This window comes from Romboutsia sp. 1001713B170131_170501_G6, assembly GCF_015668195.1.
Taxonomy (GTDB): Bacteria; Bacillota; Clostridia; order Peptostreptococcales; family Peptostreptococcaceae; genus Romboutsia_C.
This window is the reverse complement of sequence record NZ_JADPFC010000010.1, coordinates 6682-21106: the sequence shown is the minus strand read 5'-3', so window position 1 is coordinate 21106 and position 14425 is coordinate 6682. Positions and strand designations below refer to the sequence as shown.

At 27.7% G+C, this 14425-nt stretch carries 14 protein-coding genes; 12 read left to right on the top strand and 2 right to left on the bottom strand.

Annotated features, from left to right (window positions below; all coding sequences use genetic code 11):
- The first annotated feature begins 30 nt into the window (after nucleotides 1–30).
- The 5 genes from I4U89_RS13920 (at nucleotide 31) to ybaK (ending at nucleotide 5584) form a co-directional block, all read left to right on the top strand.
- Nucleotides 31–588 carry an ECF-type riboflavin transporter substrate-binding protein gene (locus tag I4U89_RS13920; protein WP_195940886.1) on the top strand — a complete coding sequence of 186 codons (558 nt, stop codon included), beginning with the start codon at nucleotides 31–33 and terminating at the stop codon, nucleotides 586–588.
- 19 nt (nucleotides 589–607) lie between these two features.
- Nucleotides 608–2314: an ABC transporter ATP-binding protein gene (locus I4U89_RS13915; protein WP_195940885.1), complete on the top strand. Its 1707-nt coding sequence runs from the start codon at nucleotides 608–610 to the stop codon at nucleotides 2312–2314.
- Complete coding sequence (locus I4U89_RS13910) at nucleotides 2311–3141, top strand: energy-coupling factor transporter transmembrane component T family protein (RefSeq protein ID WP_195940884.1); 831 nt, start codon at nucleotides 2311–2313, stop codon at nucleotides 3139–3141. The genes I4U89_RS13915 and I4U89_RS13910 overlap by 4 nt, the downstream gene beginning before the upstream one ends.
- 169 nt (nucleotides 3142–3310) lie before the next feature.
- Complete coding sequence (locus I4U89_RS13905) at nucleotides 3311–5101, top strand: aminopeptidase P family protein (protein ID WP_195940883.1); 1791 nt, start codon at nucleotides 3311–3313, stop codon at nucleotides 5099–5101.
- 3 nt (nucleotides 5102–5104) lie between these two features.
- Nucleotides 5105–5584, top strand: coding sequence for a Cys-tRNA(Pro) deacylase (ybaK, locus tag I4U89_RS13900; RefSeq protein ID WP_195940882.1), 480 nt, complete (start codon nucleotides 5105–5107; stop codon nucleotides 5582–5584).
- Between the two features lie 74 nt (nucleotides 5585–5658).
- Here the strand turns inward: ybaK and I4U89_RS13895 are convergent, their stop codons facing one another.
- Nucleotides 5659–5871, bottom strand: coding sequence for a DUF378 domain-containing protein (locus I4U89_RS13895; protein ID WP_195940881.1), 213 nt, complete (start codon nucleotides 5869–5871; stop codon nucleotides 5659–5661).
- Nucleotides 5872–6043: 172 nt separating this feature from the next.
- On the opposite strand from I4U89_RS13895, the gene I4U89_RS13890 reads away from it, so the two are divergent.
- The 3 genes from I4U89_RS13890 to I4U89_RS13880 are packed head-to-tail and all read left to right on the top strand — an operon-like array spanning nucleotide 6044 to nucleotide 8636.
- Nucleotides 6044–6883 (top strand): fumarate hydratase, encoded by an 840-nt coding sequence (locus I4U89_RS13890; protein WP_195940880.1) that lies wholly within the window; start codon nucleotides 6044–6046, stop codon nucleotides 6881–6883.
- A 9-nt stretch (nucleotides 6884–6892) separates the two neighbouring features.
- Nucleotides 6893–7441 carry a Fe-S-containing hydro-lyase gene (locus I4U89_RS13885; RefSeq protein WP_195940879.1) on the top strand — a complete coding sequence of 183 codons (549 nt, stop codon included), beginning with the start codon at nucleotides 6893–6895 and terminating at the stop codon, nucleotides 7439–7441.
- A 16-nt stretch (nucleotides 7442–7457) separates the two neighbouring features.
- Nucleotides 7458–8636 carry an NAD(P)-dependent malic enzyme gene (locus I4U89_RS13880; protein WP_195940878.1) on the top strand — a complete coding sequence of 393 codons (1179 nt, stop codon included), beginning with the start codon at nucleotides 7458–7460 and terminating at the stop codon, nucleotides 8634–8636.
- A 57-nt stretch (nucleotides 8637–8693) separates the two neighbouring features.
- Here the strand turns inward: I4U89_RS13880 and I4U89_RS13875 are convergent, their stop codons facing one another.
- Nucleotides 8694–9536 carry a CvfB family protein gene (locus I4U89_RS13875; protein WP_195940877.1) on the bottom strand — a complete coding sequence of 281 codons (843 nt, stop codon included), beginning with the start codon at nucleotides 9534–9536 and terminating at the stop codon, nucleotides 8694–8696.
- Between the two features lie 337 nt (nucleotides 9537–9873).
- Here I4U89_RS13875 and I4U89_RS15885 point away from each other — a divergent pair, with 337 nt between their 5' ends.
- From I4U89_RS15885 to I4U89_RS13855, 4 genes are all read left to right on the top strand, one after another.
- On the top strand, nucleotides 9874–10608 hold the full coding sequence (locus I4U89_RS15885) for a GntR family transcriptional regulator (RefSeq protein ID WP_195940876.1): 735 nt from the start codon (nucleotides 9874–9876) through the stop codon (nucleotides 10606–10608).
- Between the two features lie 11 nt (nucleotides 10609–10619).
- Nucleotides 10620–11750, top strand: coding sequence for an N-acetylglucosamine-6-phosphate deacetylase (nagA, locus tag I4U89_RS13865; RefSeq protein WP_195940875.1), 1131 nt, complete (start codon nucleotides 10620–10622; stop codon nucleotides 11748–11750).
- An 18-nt stretch (nucleotides 11751–11768) separates the two neighbouring features.
- Complete coding sequence (gene nagB / locus I4U89_RS13860) at nucleotides 11769–12518, top strand: glucosamine-6-phosphate deaminase (RefSeq protein ID WP_195940874.1); 750 nt, start codon at nucleotides 11769–11771, stop codon at nucleotides 12516–12518.
- A gap of 301 nt (nucleotides 12519–12819) precedes the next feature.
- On the top strand, nucleotides 12820–14425 hold a 1606-nt coding region (locus I4U89_RS13855), incomplete at its 3' end, for a leucine-rich repeat domain-containing protein (protein WP_195940873.1).

Below are 14425 nucleotides of genomic sequence, written 5' to 3'. Positions count from 1 at the left end.
TGTATACATCTAAAATAGAGAGGTATAAGTATGAATAAAAGTAAACTTTCAATAAAAACTATAGTTGCTATAGGAATTGGAGCTGCAGTGTTTATGATCTTGGGAAGATTTGGTTCTATACCAAGTGGTATACCAAATACTAACATAGAAACAGCATATGCTTATCTAGCATTAATGGCAGTGCTTTATGGTCCTATAGCAGGATTTTTAATAGGGCTTATAGGACATGGGTTAAAAGATTTAGTGTTTTATGGAATGCCTTGGTTTAGTTGGGTAATATCATCGGCTATAGTGGGTCTTATAATAGGTATAATGTATAAAAAAATAAAAGTAGACGAAGGAGATTTCTCCACTAAACAAATTATAATTTTTAATATAACTCAAATTGTAGCAAATGTAATAGCTTGGTTTGTTGTAGCACCTACTTTAGATATAGTTATATATGCAGAACCTGCAAATAAGGTATACATACAAGGAGCTATAGGTGGAATATCAAACATGGTTACAATAGGTATATTAGGAACCTTAATATTAAAAACATACTCTAAAACAAAAATAAAGAGCGGAAGTTTAAGAGTGGAAGAATAATCGGTGAAAGGAGGCATTTATGAAAAAGAAAATAATTGAGTTTAAAGACTTCAATTTTAAATATAGAATTCAAGCTGAGCCAACACTAAAAAATATAAACTTGACTATCTATGAAGGTGAAAAAGTATTAATAGTAGGGCCATCAGGATCAGGTAAAAGTACCTTGGCACATTGTCTAAATGGATTAGTACCATTTTTCTATAATGGAGAGATGAGCGGAGAGCTAAGGATAAATAATGAAGATATAAAAAATAAAAATATATTTGAATTATCTAAAGTAGTTGGGACTGTTCTTCAAGATCCAGACAGTCAGTTTATAGGTCTTACAGTAGGAGAAGACATAGCATTTAAGTTAGAAAACTACTGTGTAGAACAAAATGAAATGATAGATAGAGTTAATAAAGCTGCTAAGCTAGTTGATATAGATAATGAATTAGAAGCATCACCATATAAGCTATCTGGAGGGCAAAAGCAAAGGGTAACTTTAGCTGGAGTTACAGTAGATGAAGTTAAAGTATTACTATTTGATGAGCCATTAGCAAGTTTAGACCCAGCTACAGGAAAAAGTGCTATGGAACTTATAGATAGCATACAACAAAAAGAAAATAAAACAATGGTAATAATAGAGCATAGATTAGAGGATGTTCTTCATTGTAAGGTAGATAGAATAGTAGTTATGGACAAAGGATGTATAATAGCAGATACTACTCCAAATGAACTCTTATCAACTAACACGCTAGAAGAAGTTGGAGTGAGAGAGCCTTTATATATAACTGCCTTAAAATATTCAGGTTGTGAGATAAATAAAGACTTAAAGCCTGAAAGTATAAATACATTAGATATAGAAAAGTGTAAGGATAAGGTCAATGATTGGTATGAGAATACTAAAAAAGAAGAATCTAAAGCTAAAAATGACTATATATTAGAATTAGATAATATAAACTTTTCGTATTCTCCCGAAAAACAAATACTTAAAGATGTATCTTTTAAGATAAGAAAAGGTGATATAGCAAGTATAGTAGGTAGAAATGGTGCAGGTAAATCTACTATATCAAAATTAATATGTGGTTTTTACAAACCAACTAGTGGAAGAATATTATTTGATGGGAAAGATATAAAAGATGAATCTATAAAAGAGCGTTCGGAAAAAATAGGATTTGTTATGCAAAATCCTAATCAAATGATATCTAAAACTATGGTATTTGATGAAGTTGCTTTTGGTTTAAAGATAAGAGGATACAATAAAGAAGAAATAAAAGAAAAAGTAGAAAGTGTACTTAAAACTTGTGGGCTTTATGGGTATAGAAATTGGCCTATATCAGCACTTAGTTTTGGGCAAAAGAAAAGAGTTACAATAGCATCTATATTAGTATTAAATCCAGAGGTAATAATACTAGATGAGCCTACAGCAGGACAAGACTTCAAGCATTATACGGAAATAATGGAATTTTTAGTAGAATTAAATAAAAAGGGTGTTACTATAATTATGGTAACTCATGATATGCACCTTATGCTAGAATATACAAATAATGTAGTAGTTTTATCAAATGGTCAAAAAATAGGTGATGATAAATCAACTAAGATATTAACAAATAAAGATATAATAGAAAAAGCAAATTTAAAAGAAACATCACTACAAGAACTAGCTATAAAATGTGAAATAGAAGATTCTGTAGAATTTGTAAATAGATTTATTGATTATGATAGGAGGGTTAGAAACATATGAATACAGAAATGTTGTCATATATAAAGAAAGACTCACCTATTCATAGGTTAACTGGGGCTACAAAGTTAATATGTTTTTTACTTTGGACAATAGCGGCAATGATAACATATGATACAAGAGTTTTACTTGGACTTTTTATTGTTGGAATAGTAGTATTTAAAATGTCAAAAATTGAATTCAAAGAAGTATCTTTTGTAATTTATTTTATATTATTTTTCTTGCTACTAAACGCGCTTTTAATATTTATATTTGCTCCATATCAAGGTGTAGAAATATATGGAAGTAGAACGGATTTACTTCATTTAATAGGTCCTTATACAATAACAAAGGAACAATTATTTTATGAGTTAAACGTAGTATTGAAATACTTTGCAACAATACCTATGGCGCTTTTATTTATACTTACAACGGATCCAAGTGAATTTGCAGCATCATTAAATAAGCTTGGGGTAAGTTATAAAGCTGCATATACAGTATCAATAGCTCTTAGATATATACCAGATGTTCAAAGAGACTATAAGGATATATCTTTTGCTCAGCAAGCAAGAGGAATTGATTTATCAAAAAAAGAAAAATTATCAAAAAGAATAAAAAATTCGGCAGCAATACTTATGCCTTTGATATTCTCTAGTTTAGAAAGAATAGATAAAATAAGTTTAGCTATGGAGCTAAGAGCTTTTGGAAATAACAAAAAACGTACTTGGTTTAATAGAAGAAAATTTGAAAAAAGAGATTATATATCTATATTAGTGTTAATAATAATTTTATTAATATCTATATTTATGATTAAAGTTGATGGGTCGAGGTTTTATAATCCTTTTATATAATACAAAATTGCCAGATATATACTATTTAAAATCCATAGATAATAGCCTATATGAAATTTCATATAGGCTATTTTATGTTTGATAAATTATAATATAAATTAATTAGTTAAAATTACTAAATAGTGTTAAAATAGTACATAAGATAACCAAAATTGAAAGGAGTAAGACTATGATAAAAGAAAGAATCAATAAATTAAGAGCGTTAATGAACGACAAAGGGATATATGCCTACCTAATACCATCTTCAGATTATCACCAAAGTGAATATGTAGGTGATTACTTTAAATCAAGAGAATATATATCAGGATTTACAGGTTCAGCAGGTACAATAGTAATTACTCAAGATGAAGCAGGTTTATGGACAGATGGAAGATATTTTATACAGGCTGAAAATGAACTTAAAAATAGTACTATAAAGTTATTTAAAATGGGAGAAGAAGGTGTCCCTACTGTAGAAAAATATCTAATAGATAATATGAAAAAAGATTCAAAACTAGGTTTTGATGGTAAAGTAGTATGTGCAAAAGAAGGAAAAAATTTAAAAGATAAATTAGAATTTAAAAATATTGATATAGAATATAACTACGATTTAGTAGATCAAATATGGGAAAATAGAACGGAATTACCAAAGGAAAAAGCTTTTTTACTAGATGTTAAATATACAGGAGAAAGTTTTTCAAAAAGGTTAAATAGAGTAAGAAATGCTATGAAAGAAAAAGAAGCAAGTGTACATATCATAACAACTTTAGATGATATAGCGTGGTTATTTAATATAAGAGGTAAAGATATAAAACACAATCCAGTAGTATTATCTTATGCAGTTATAACTTTAGATGAAGTTTACTTATTTATAGATGAAGAAAAATTAGATGAAACTATAAAAAATGAATTAAATAAAGAGAAAGTACAAGTTAAACCATACGACTCTATATATGAATTTGTTAAAACTATAAATGAAAAAGAAGTTGTATTACTTGATTCAAATAAAGTAAATTATGCTATTTATAACAATATATCAAAAACTGTAAGAAAGATAGATACACAAAACCCGACTATTATGTTTAAATCAATAAAAAATGAAATAGAGCTAAAGAATATAAGAAATAGTCATATAAAAGATGGTGTAGCTTTTACTAAATTTATGTATTGGCTTAAAACTAATGTAGATAAAGAAGAAATAACTGAAATGAGTGCGGCTCAAAAACTAGAAGACTTAAGAAGAGAACAAGATAAATTTATAGAACCAAGTTTTAACACTATAGCTGCATATAGAGAACATGCTGCTATGATGCACTATAGTGCATCAGAAGAAAGCAACTATAAATTAGAGCCAAGAGATTTATTTTTAATAGACTCAGGTGGGCAATATTATGATGGTACTACAGATATAACAAGAACTATAGCATTAGGTGAAATAACAAGAGATGCTAAGACTCATTTTACAAATGTAGTTAGGGGTATGATTAGATTATCAAAAGCTAAATTTTTATATGGATGCAGAGGGTATAATCTTGACATATTAGCTAGAGGTCCGCTTTGGGATTTAGGAATAGATTATAAGTGTGGAACAGGTCATGGTATCGGATTTGTATTAAATGTTCATGAAGCTCCAAATGGATTTAGATGGAGAGTAGTACCAGAAAGAGATGACAGTTGTGTGCTTGAAGAAGGTATGGTAACTACTAATGAACCAGGTGTATATATAGAAGGTTCTCATGGTATAAGAATAGAAAATGAAGTGGTTACAAGAAAGGCTGAGAAAAATGAATATGGACAATTCATGGATTTTGAGGTTATAACTTTTGCACCAATTGATTTAGATGCAGTAGATGCAAGCTTAATGTTAGAAGATGAAAAGAAATATTTAAATAACTACCATAAAGCAGTATTTGATAAAATATCACCATTCTTAAATAAAAGTGAGTGTGAATGGTTAAGAAATTACACAAGGGAGATATAATAAGTGAGTAAGATAAAAACTAATGTATGTAGAATACTAGACTCTAAAAAAGTAAAATATAATATGTACTCTTATGAATTTAAAAAAGGAGAACATGTAGACGGAGTTGAGGTAGCGGAGAAGATAGGTAAAGATGTTAGTGTAGTATACAAAACATTAGTAGCTATATCTCAAAGTAAAAATATATATGTATATGTTATACCTGTAAATGAACATTTAGACTTAAAAAAAGCAGCAAAAGTAGCTAATGAAAAAAGTGTAGAGATGATTAATGTAAATGATATAAATAAATTTACAGGATATATAAGAGGTGGATGTTCACCTATAGGTATGAAAAAACTTTATAAAACTTTTCTAAATGAAAGTGCAAAAGAACTTGATAATATTATAGTTAGTGCTGGTAAAATAGGTTATCAAGTAGAGATTTCACCGAAAGATTTAAAAGATATAACTAATTTAGAGTTTAGAGATATTATAAAATAAAAAAGAGGGTATATACCCTCTTTTTTATTTTATATAAAATTATGTTTTTATTAAAATTAGGTAAATATAAAACTTTACATCATAGCCATAAAGTAATCTATTGCTATATAAATTCCTGAAAGTCCTACTAATCCATATACTATTTTGCTTAAAGTATTTATATTACCAAATCTACCTCCACCAGCACAAATTGCTGCAACTAAATCAAAATTAGCGATACTTACTAGACCCCAATTTATAGCACCAATAATAACTAGTATAAGAGCTATATTATATAACATATCCATAGTTATACCTCCAAAAAAATAATTTGTATATTATATGATTAACAAATAATTACATTTTATACATAATATTAAAATAATCAAAATATAAGCTATGTATTGTTAAAATTTGTAATAAATGATAAAGTTTAATTATATTACGAATATTTTAAATAAAAATGGGGTGTATGTTCGAGTGAGAGAAATTAAATCTCATAAAATTACAGAAGAAGTAAAAAAGATGTGTATAGATGCTAACATAAATTTGGGGCAAGATGTTGTATGTGCTATACATAAAAATCTAGAAAAAGAGGAAAGTGAATTAGGAAAAAATATATTACATGTGCTTTTAGAAAATATACAAGTGGCAAGTAAAAAAAATATACCAATATGCCAAGATACTGGTATGGCGGTGTTTTTTGTAAAGCTAGGTCAAGAAGTACTAATAAGTGGAGATACAATAGAAGTTGCTATAAATGAAGGTGTTAGACAAGGATATGAAGAAGGATACCTTAGGAAATCCGTAGTAGATCCTATAAATAGAGTTAACACAAAAGATAATACTCCAGCCATAATACACTATGAAATGATAAAAGGAGATAAAATAGAAATTGAATTTGCTCCTAAAGGTTTTGGTAGTGAAAATATGAGTAAAATGAAGATGTTAAAGCCATCTGATGGTATAAATGGAATAAAAGAATTTATAATAAATACAGTATCAGAGGCTGGTCCTAATCCATGTCCACCTATAGTTGTAGGTGTTGGTGTAGGTGGTACTATAGATAAGTGTGCTCAAATATCAAAAAAGGCTTTACTTAGAAATATTGGAGAACATAATGAAGATAGATTTATAGCAGAATTAGAGATGGAATTATTAACAGAAATTAATAAATTGGGAATAGGGCCACAAGGTTTAGGTGGAAATACAACAGCTCTTTCTGTAAATATAGAAACATTTCCAACTCATATAGCAGGTCTTCCTGTTGTAGTTAATATAAACTGTCATGCTTCAAGACATAAAAAAGTTATAATATAGGGGTGATTTATGATTAAATTAAATATGTCGTTATCCAATGAAGAAATAATCAAGTTGAGGTGTGGAGATGTAGTAAGTTTAAGTGGAACTATATATACTGCAAGAGATGCTGCTCATAAAAGACTTATTGAAACTATAGAAAGAAAAGAAAAAATGCCTTTTGATATATGTGGACAGGCTATATACTATGTTGGACCAACTCCAAATAAACCAAATGAAGTAATAGGTTCAGCAGGGCCAACTACAAGTTATAGAATGGATGACTTAACTATTCCTCTATTAGAAAGAGGTCTTAAGGTTATGATTGGAAAAGGAAAAAGAAGTGAAGATGTAATAGAAGGTATAAAAAAACATAAGGCTGTATATTTTGCAGCTATAGGTGGTGCAGGTGCTTATATATCAAATTCTATAAAATCTTGTGAAGTCATAGCTTATGATGATTTAGGTGCAGAGGCAATAAGAAGATTAGAAATCGAAGATTTGCAATTGATTGTAGCTATAGATAGTTATGGTGAAAATATATACGAAAAAGGTAGAAAACGTTATTGTAAAAGATAAAACATGGAGGTAGAATATGTCTAAAGATTATGCACAATTAGCTTTAAAAATGCACGAAGAAAACAAAGGGAAAATAAGTGTAGTAAGTAAGGTAAAAGTAGAAAATAGAGATGAATTAGCAGTAGCATACACTCCAGGTGTTGCTAGACCTTGTCAAGAAATACATAAAAATAAAGATGATGTTTATAGATATACATCAAAAGGAAATACTGTTGCGGTAGTTAGTGATGGAAGTGCTGTTTTAGGACTTGGAAATATAGGGGCAGAAGCATCTATACCTGTTATGGAGGGAAAAGCTATACTATTTAAAGAATTTGCTGATGTAGATTCATTTCCTATATGTCTTAAAACAAATGATGTAGATGAAATAGTAAATACTATAAAATTAATGGAGCCAGTATTTGGAGGAATAAACTTAGAAGATATAAGCTCTCCTAGATGTTTTGAAATAGAATCAAGATTAAAAAAAGAAATGGATATACCTGTATTTCATGATGACCAGCATGGTACGGCTATAGTTGTTGCATCAGCTGTAATAAATTACTCAAAATTATCTGGCAAAAATATAGGGGATTTAGAAATAGTAATAAATGGACCAGGAGCTGCTGGTTTGGCTATAGGAAAGATACTATTAAGTATGAATGTTAAAAATGTAATATTCTGTAATGAATATGGTGCTATAAATGAAGAAATGGATAATCTAAACTGGGCACAAAAAGATATGCTAGATATAACAAACATTAGAAATGAAAGAGGAACTTTAAAAGAGGTTATTAATGGTAAAGATGTATTTATAGGTGTATCTGCACCAAATTTATTAGATAAAGACGATATAAAAACTATGGCAGATAAGTCTATGGTTTTAGCTATGGCAAATCCAATACCTGAAATAATGCCAGATGAAGCTAAGGCAGGAGGTGCACTTGTAGTTGGAACAGGAAGATCAGATTTCCCTAATCAAGTAAACAATGTATTAGCATTTCCAGGTGTATTTAGAGGGGCATTAGATGTTAGGGCTAGTGATATAAACGAAGAAATGAAAATAGCAGCAGCATATGCAATAGCAAATACAATAAGAGAAGAAGAAATATCTTCTGAAAATATAATACCAGATCCATTCAATAAAGATGTTACTAAGAATGTGGCAAATGCTGTTAAGGAAGCTGCTATAAAAACTAAAGTTAATAGAATATAATAGAAAATGGAGTTTACAATTAAGTAAACTCCATTTTAAATATTTATAAAAATATTTTTACTTTAAATATGTTCCATTTTCGTTTTGATAGATATAATCTTTTTTCATTAGTACTCCAAGAGCACGTTTAAAGTTTTTCTTACTACTTTTAAATACTTTTGATATATCTTCTGGAGAACTCTTATCATTGAAACTCATATGACCATCATTACTCTTTAAATAATCTATTATTTGACATTCAAGAGAATCTAGTTCATTTTTTCTTTCTTGTCTAGGAGTAAGTCCTAATTTTCCATCTTCGTAAATCTTTATAACCCTTAGATTTTCAAGTTTATCTCCGTGTTTTAAATCTGTAAAGTATTCATTAGCAAGTATAACAGCAGCATATTTATTATCTACACATACCATAGCACTATTATTAGTTTGGAATCCGTAAACTATACCAGAAACTGTATCTCCTATATTATAATTATGGTCTGTTGTTAATAAACTGTCTATATCTGTTGTAGCAGCAAGTCTACCTGTTTTATCAAGATATATATTGAATAAATATCTATTGCCCTTTTCTAAATCATAAGTTTTGGCTTTAAAAGGGACTAATATATCCTTTGGAAGACCAATATCTATAAAGCTACCTATTTTAGTATGAGTAACAACTTTTAAATAGCATATTTCATCTACCTTACCTTTAGGAGGTATAAGTGTAGCTGTACGTCTACCTTCTGAATCTATATAGATAAATGCATTTACTACATCTCCAAGTTCTATTTTGTTATGTCCTATAAATCTTTTATGAAGTAAAATGTCATCCTTTGAATTAGATGTTTTTCCATCTAAAAAATAACCAAAGTTTGTTTCTCTCTTAACTTCAAGTTTATTGAAATCACCTATTTTTATCAAGTTTTATCATCTCCTTAAATTTGATTTAATATATACGATTAAAATAATTAAATACTATGCTTTTATTAAAGTTAAAATATGTAAGTTTAATGGTGTATCTTAATATAATACCATAGAAAGCACACATGTTAAACAAAATATTACATATAACATGTAAAGAGCATGATACAAAAAGATTATTTATATCGTATAATGATTTATTTTAAATTTGTCATTGTATATACTTAAAAATATTTTATGCAAAATTTAAATAAACTATTGAATAGATAGATAGAAATAAAGTACAATTGGTATATACCAAAATAAATATTATAACAAAAAAAGAGTGGTGGAAAATATGGAAATAGTAGATAAAAATATTACCACTCCACTTCACATACAATTAAGTTCTATAATTAGAAAAATGATAGAAGATGGAGAATTAAAAGAAGGGGATGCTATAATACCTGAAAGAGAGCTTTGTTCTAGGCAAAATGTAAGTCGTATGACTGTTAATAAGGCGATTATGGGTCTTGTAAGTGAAGGAATATTATATAGAGTACAAGGTAAAGGTACATTTGTTGCTAAGGAAAAGAAAAAATATGAGTTTTCAAATGTAAAAGGATTTACAGATGTAATGAAAGAAAAGGGTATAAACATAAGGACTGATATATTATCTTTTGAAATGGAAGTACCAAGTGACTTAATAAAAAATAAATTAAACATAAAAGATGAAAATACTAATGTATATAAGATAGTTAGACTAAGGTATACAGATGGAGAGCCATTTGGTATAGAAACTGTTTATCTGTCGGAACAAATGTGCAAAGGTTTTACTAAAGGAATGTTAGATAATAATTCATTATATAAAATGCTAAGTGAAAACTATAACTATAAGATAACAAAAGCTAGGCAAACTATGGAGCCAGTGATTTTATCAGAAGAAGAATCTAATATATTAGATACAGAAGAAGGAGCATTAGCGCTTAAGCTTCAAAGAAATTCATATAATACTGAAGGAAAGCCAATAGAATACACAATATCTATATTTAGAAGTGATAAGTATCAATATGAATTAATATTAAGTGAGTAGGGGTGTTAAGTATGAAATGTATAGTTAATGGAAAAATAGTTTTAGAAAACCAAATACTAGAGAACAAAGTATTAGTATTTGATGAGAAGATAATCGATATAGTTAATGAAGCACCAAAAGATTGTGAAATAATAGATGTCAATGGAAATTATGTATGTCCTGGATTAATAGATATACATATACATGGCAACATGGGAAAAGATACAATGGATGGTACTGATGATGCTATTTGTACAATAGCTAAATCTATAGCAAGACATGGTGTAACTTCATTTTTACCAACAACAATGACTATGGATGAAAAAAGTATAACAGACGCTTTAGACACCATAAAGAAATATATGGATAAAGATACTAAAGGAGCTCAAGTAATAGGAACTCATTTAGAAGGGCCATTTATAAATAAAGATTATAAAGGCGCTCAAAATGAAAAGTTTATAGTTGCTCCAACTTATGAATTTATAGACAAATACAAGGACGTAATAAAGATAATAACTTATGCCCCAGAAAAAGATGTAGATATGGAATTTACAAAAAAAATTAAAGCTAACACAGATATAGTTTTATCAATAGGTCATAGTAAAGCTACATATGACGAAGCAAAAGAAGCTATAAATATGGGAGCTAGTAATATAACACATACATTTAATGGAATGAGTGGACTAAATCATAGAAATCCTGGGGTTGTAGGGGCTGCTCTTACGACTAATGTATATTGCGAGCTTATAGCAGATGAAATACATATACTAAAGGATTTATTCCAATTTATACTAAATAATAAAGGTGAAGATAAGGTAATTCTTATAACAGATTCAATAGAAGCTGGTGGATTAGAAGAGGGGGAATATTCTTTAGGTGGTCAAAAGGTTATTGTTAAGAGTAATCAAGCAAGATTAGAAAGTGGAAGTTTAGCAGGAAGTGTTATGCCTCTTAATAAGATGGTTTATAATTTTATGAAAAATACTAATTTAGATATGAAAAAAGTTATAAAATTAGCATCAATAAACCCTGCCAAATCAATAGGAATAGATAATAAAAAGGGTAGTATAGAAATAGGAAAGGATGCAGATATAGCTATATTTGATGAAAAAATAAACTGTCATATGACTATAAACTGCGGAAAAGTAATATACAAAAAATAGATGAGGGGGTAATTTATTATGAGAATATTAGTATGTAAAGATTACGATGAAATGAGCAAAAAAGCTGCACAAATGATAGCAAGTCAATTAACATTAAAGCCAGATTCTGTTTTAGGATTGGCTACAGGAAGCACTCCAATAGGAATGTATAAAGAGTTAGTAAGTATGTATGAAGAAGGTCTTATAGATTTTTCTGAAGTTAAGACGTTTAATTTAGATGAATACTTTGAACTTCCAAAGTCAAACGAACAAAGTTATGACTATTTTATGAGAGAAAATTTATTTAACCATATAAATATAAAAGAAGAAAATATACATATACCAAATGGTATGACTGATGATATAGAAAAAGAATGTATAAACTATGATGAGTCTATTAAAGAAGCTGGGGGGGTAGATATACAAGTATTAGGTATAGGTCACAATGCTCATATAGGATTTAATGAGCCTACAATAAACTTTGAAAGAGGAACTCACTTAGTTGATTTGAAGGACAGCACAATAGAAGCTAATGCAAGATTTTTTGATAGTATAGATGATGTACCTAAGAAGGCTATAACTATGGGAACTGGATCAATATTTAAGTCTAAAAAAATAATGCTTTTAGCATCAGGAGAAGGAAAGGCAGAAGCTATATATAACACAGTATATGGTAAAGTTTTACCAGAAGTGCCAGCATCAATATTACAATTCCATAATGATATAGTATTAATTTTAGATAAAGACTCAGCAAGTAAGTTAGACCCAAAAGATTATAAGTTAGTATAAAAAATAACACCTCATATGAGGTGTTATTTTTTTTATTTATTAAAATTATGTTTTAAGCATTTATATTATTACTTAACCAACAGAGAAAATTTTTAATCTATACTTATTTTTCCGTGATTTTAGTATTGTAAATCTATATATGAATATTAGATGCTAGTGATTTTATTTTGTGATTTTTTGATTTAAAAATACTTTTAGGGGTAAAAATGGTAAGTGGTAAATATTTACATTATTTTACAATGTTCGATTTGATAAAATTTTTATTTAAATTTTAATAAAATAAAGGGGAGAAGAAAATCTAATGAATAAAAAAAATCATATTAAAAAGACATTTGTATCAGTAATTACAACAACGGTGATTATACAATCAATGATGGTAAATGTACTAGCAGATGAAATAGAATCTAATGATAAAGATATAAATGGAACTAGTTTGAATAAAGAAGAACATTTAGATCCAATTTCTATAGATAAAAAAATTGAGCCATCTACAGAGATTTCTAATCATGAAAGTATAGATACTAAAAATGAAATTAAAGATAATAATTTAAAGATTGAAAATAAACCTATAGTAAATAACGATGTTAAATCTGTAGATGAAAAGGTTAGAGAAAGTAAAATAATTGATATTAAAGATATAAATTTAAAAAGAGAAATAAATAGGCAGTTAAGGAAAAAAGATTTAGATGCAGATATAAGTAAGTCTGAATTAGAATCATTAAAAAGGTTAACTGTAATTGATTCAAAAATATCAAACTTAGAAGGGCTACAATATTGCGTAAATTTAACTTACTTATATCTAGATGGAGATAAAATAAGTGATATAAGTCCTCTAAAAAATTTAACGAAGTTAGCCATTTTGGACTTAAATCATAATCAAATAAGTGATATAAGGCCTCTATCAAATTTATCTAATTTATCTACTTTAAACTTAGCTAATAATCAAATAAGTGATATAACTCATGTATTAAAATTAACAAATTTATCTAATTTAGATTTAGCTAATAACCAAATAAGTGATATAAGTCCTCTATCAAAATTAACTAAATTACCAAAATTATCTAATTTAGACTTAACTAATAATCAAATAAGTGATATAAGTCCTCTATCAAATTTAACTAATTTAGTTACTTTACGTTTAATTGAAAATCAAATAAGTGATATAAGCCCTCTATCAAATTTAACTAATTTAAAATATTTATATTTAAATAATAATAAAATAAGTGATATAACTCCCTTGTCAAACTTAACTAAATTGCATGGATTGCATTTGTCTTATAATCACATAAGTGATCTAAGTTCTATAGGAGGATTGACAAAATTAACAGGATTATATTTAAGTAGTAATGAGATAAGTGATATAAATTTTTTAGAAAATTTGACTAATTTAGATTTTTTAAATTTAACTAATAATCAAATAAGTGATATAAATCCTTTATCGAATTTAACTAAATTAATGATATTGAATTTAGCTAATAACCAAATAAGTGATATAACTCCTCTAGTTAATTTGAATCATTTAAGTTACGTACAATTAGATAACCAAAATATAAAATTAAAATCAAAAAAAATAAAGCGATTAGGATCTCTAGAAATTGATGACATAATAGTGGATGAAAAAGGAAATAAAATAGAACCATCAAATATTTCTGAAAATGGATTATATGATAAAGATACTAATAAAATATTATGGAAAGATATAAATGTTAATAGTGAAAATTACTCTTTTTCAAAGAATGTAAATATTGGTAAATGTAATGCTGAATTTTCAGGTAATGTAATTCAACCAATTGAACTTATAGTAAATAAAGTACCAACGATAAATGCAGAGAATAAAACAATAAAGGTTGGAGAAAAGTTCAATCCATTAACAGGAGTAACTGCTAATGATAAAGAAGATGGCAATA

Bases quoted from the DNA above. Each gene is read 5' to 3' on its own strand.
- I4U89_RS13895 (WP_195940881.1), bottom strand. From the start codon at position 5,871: ATGGATATGTTATATAATATAGCTCTTATACTAGTTATTATTGGTGCT.
- nagA (WP_195940875.1), top strand. From the start codon at position 10,620: ATGAAATGTATAGTTAATGGAAAAATAGTTTTAGAAAACCAAATACTA.
- I4U89_RS13920 (WP_195940886.1), top strand. From the start codon at position 31: ATGAATAAAAGTAAACTTTCAATAAAAACTATAGTTGCTATAGGAATT.
- I4U89_RS13910 (WP_195940884.1), top strand. From the start codon at position 2,311: ATGAATACAGAAATGTTGTCATATATAAAGAAAGACTCACCTATTCAT.
- nagB (WP_195940874.1), top strand. From the start codon at position 11,769: ATGAGAATATTAGTATGTAAAGATTACGATGAAATGAGCAAAAAAGCT.
- I4U89_RS13885 (WP_195940879.1), top strand. From the start codon at position 6,893: ATGATTAAATTAAATATGTCGTTATCCAATGAAGAAATAATCAAGTTG.
- I4U89_RS13880 (WP_195940878.1), top strand. From the start codon at position 7,458: ATGTCTAAAGATTATGCACAATTAGCTTTAAAAATGCACGAAGAAAAC.
- I4U89_RS13905 (WP_195940883.1), top strand. From the start codon at position 3,311: ATGATAAAAGAAAGAATCAATAAATTAAGAGCGTTAATGAACGACAAA.
- I4U89_RS13915 (WP_195940885.1), top strand. From the start codon at position 608: ATGAAAAAGAAAATAATTGAGTTTAAAGACTTCAATTTTAAATATAGA.
- I4U89_RS15885 (WP_195940876.1), top strand. From the start codon at position 9,874: ATGGAAATAGTAGATAAAAATATTACCACTCCACTTCACATACAATTA.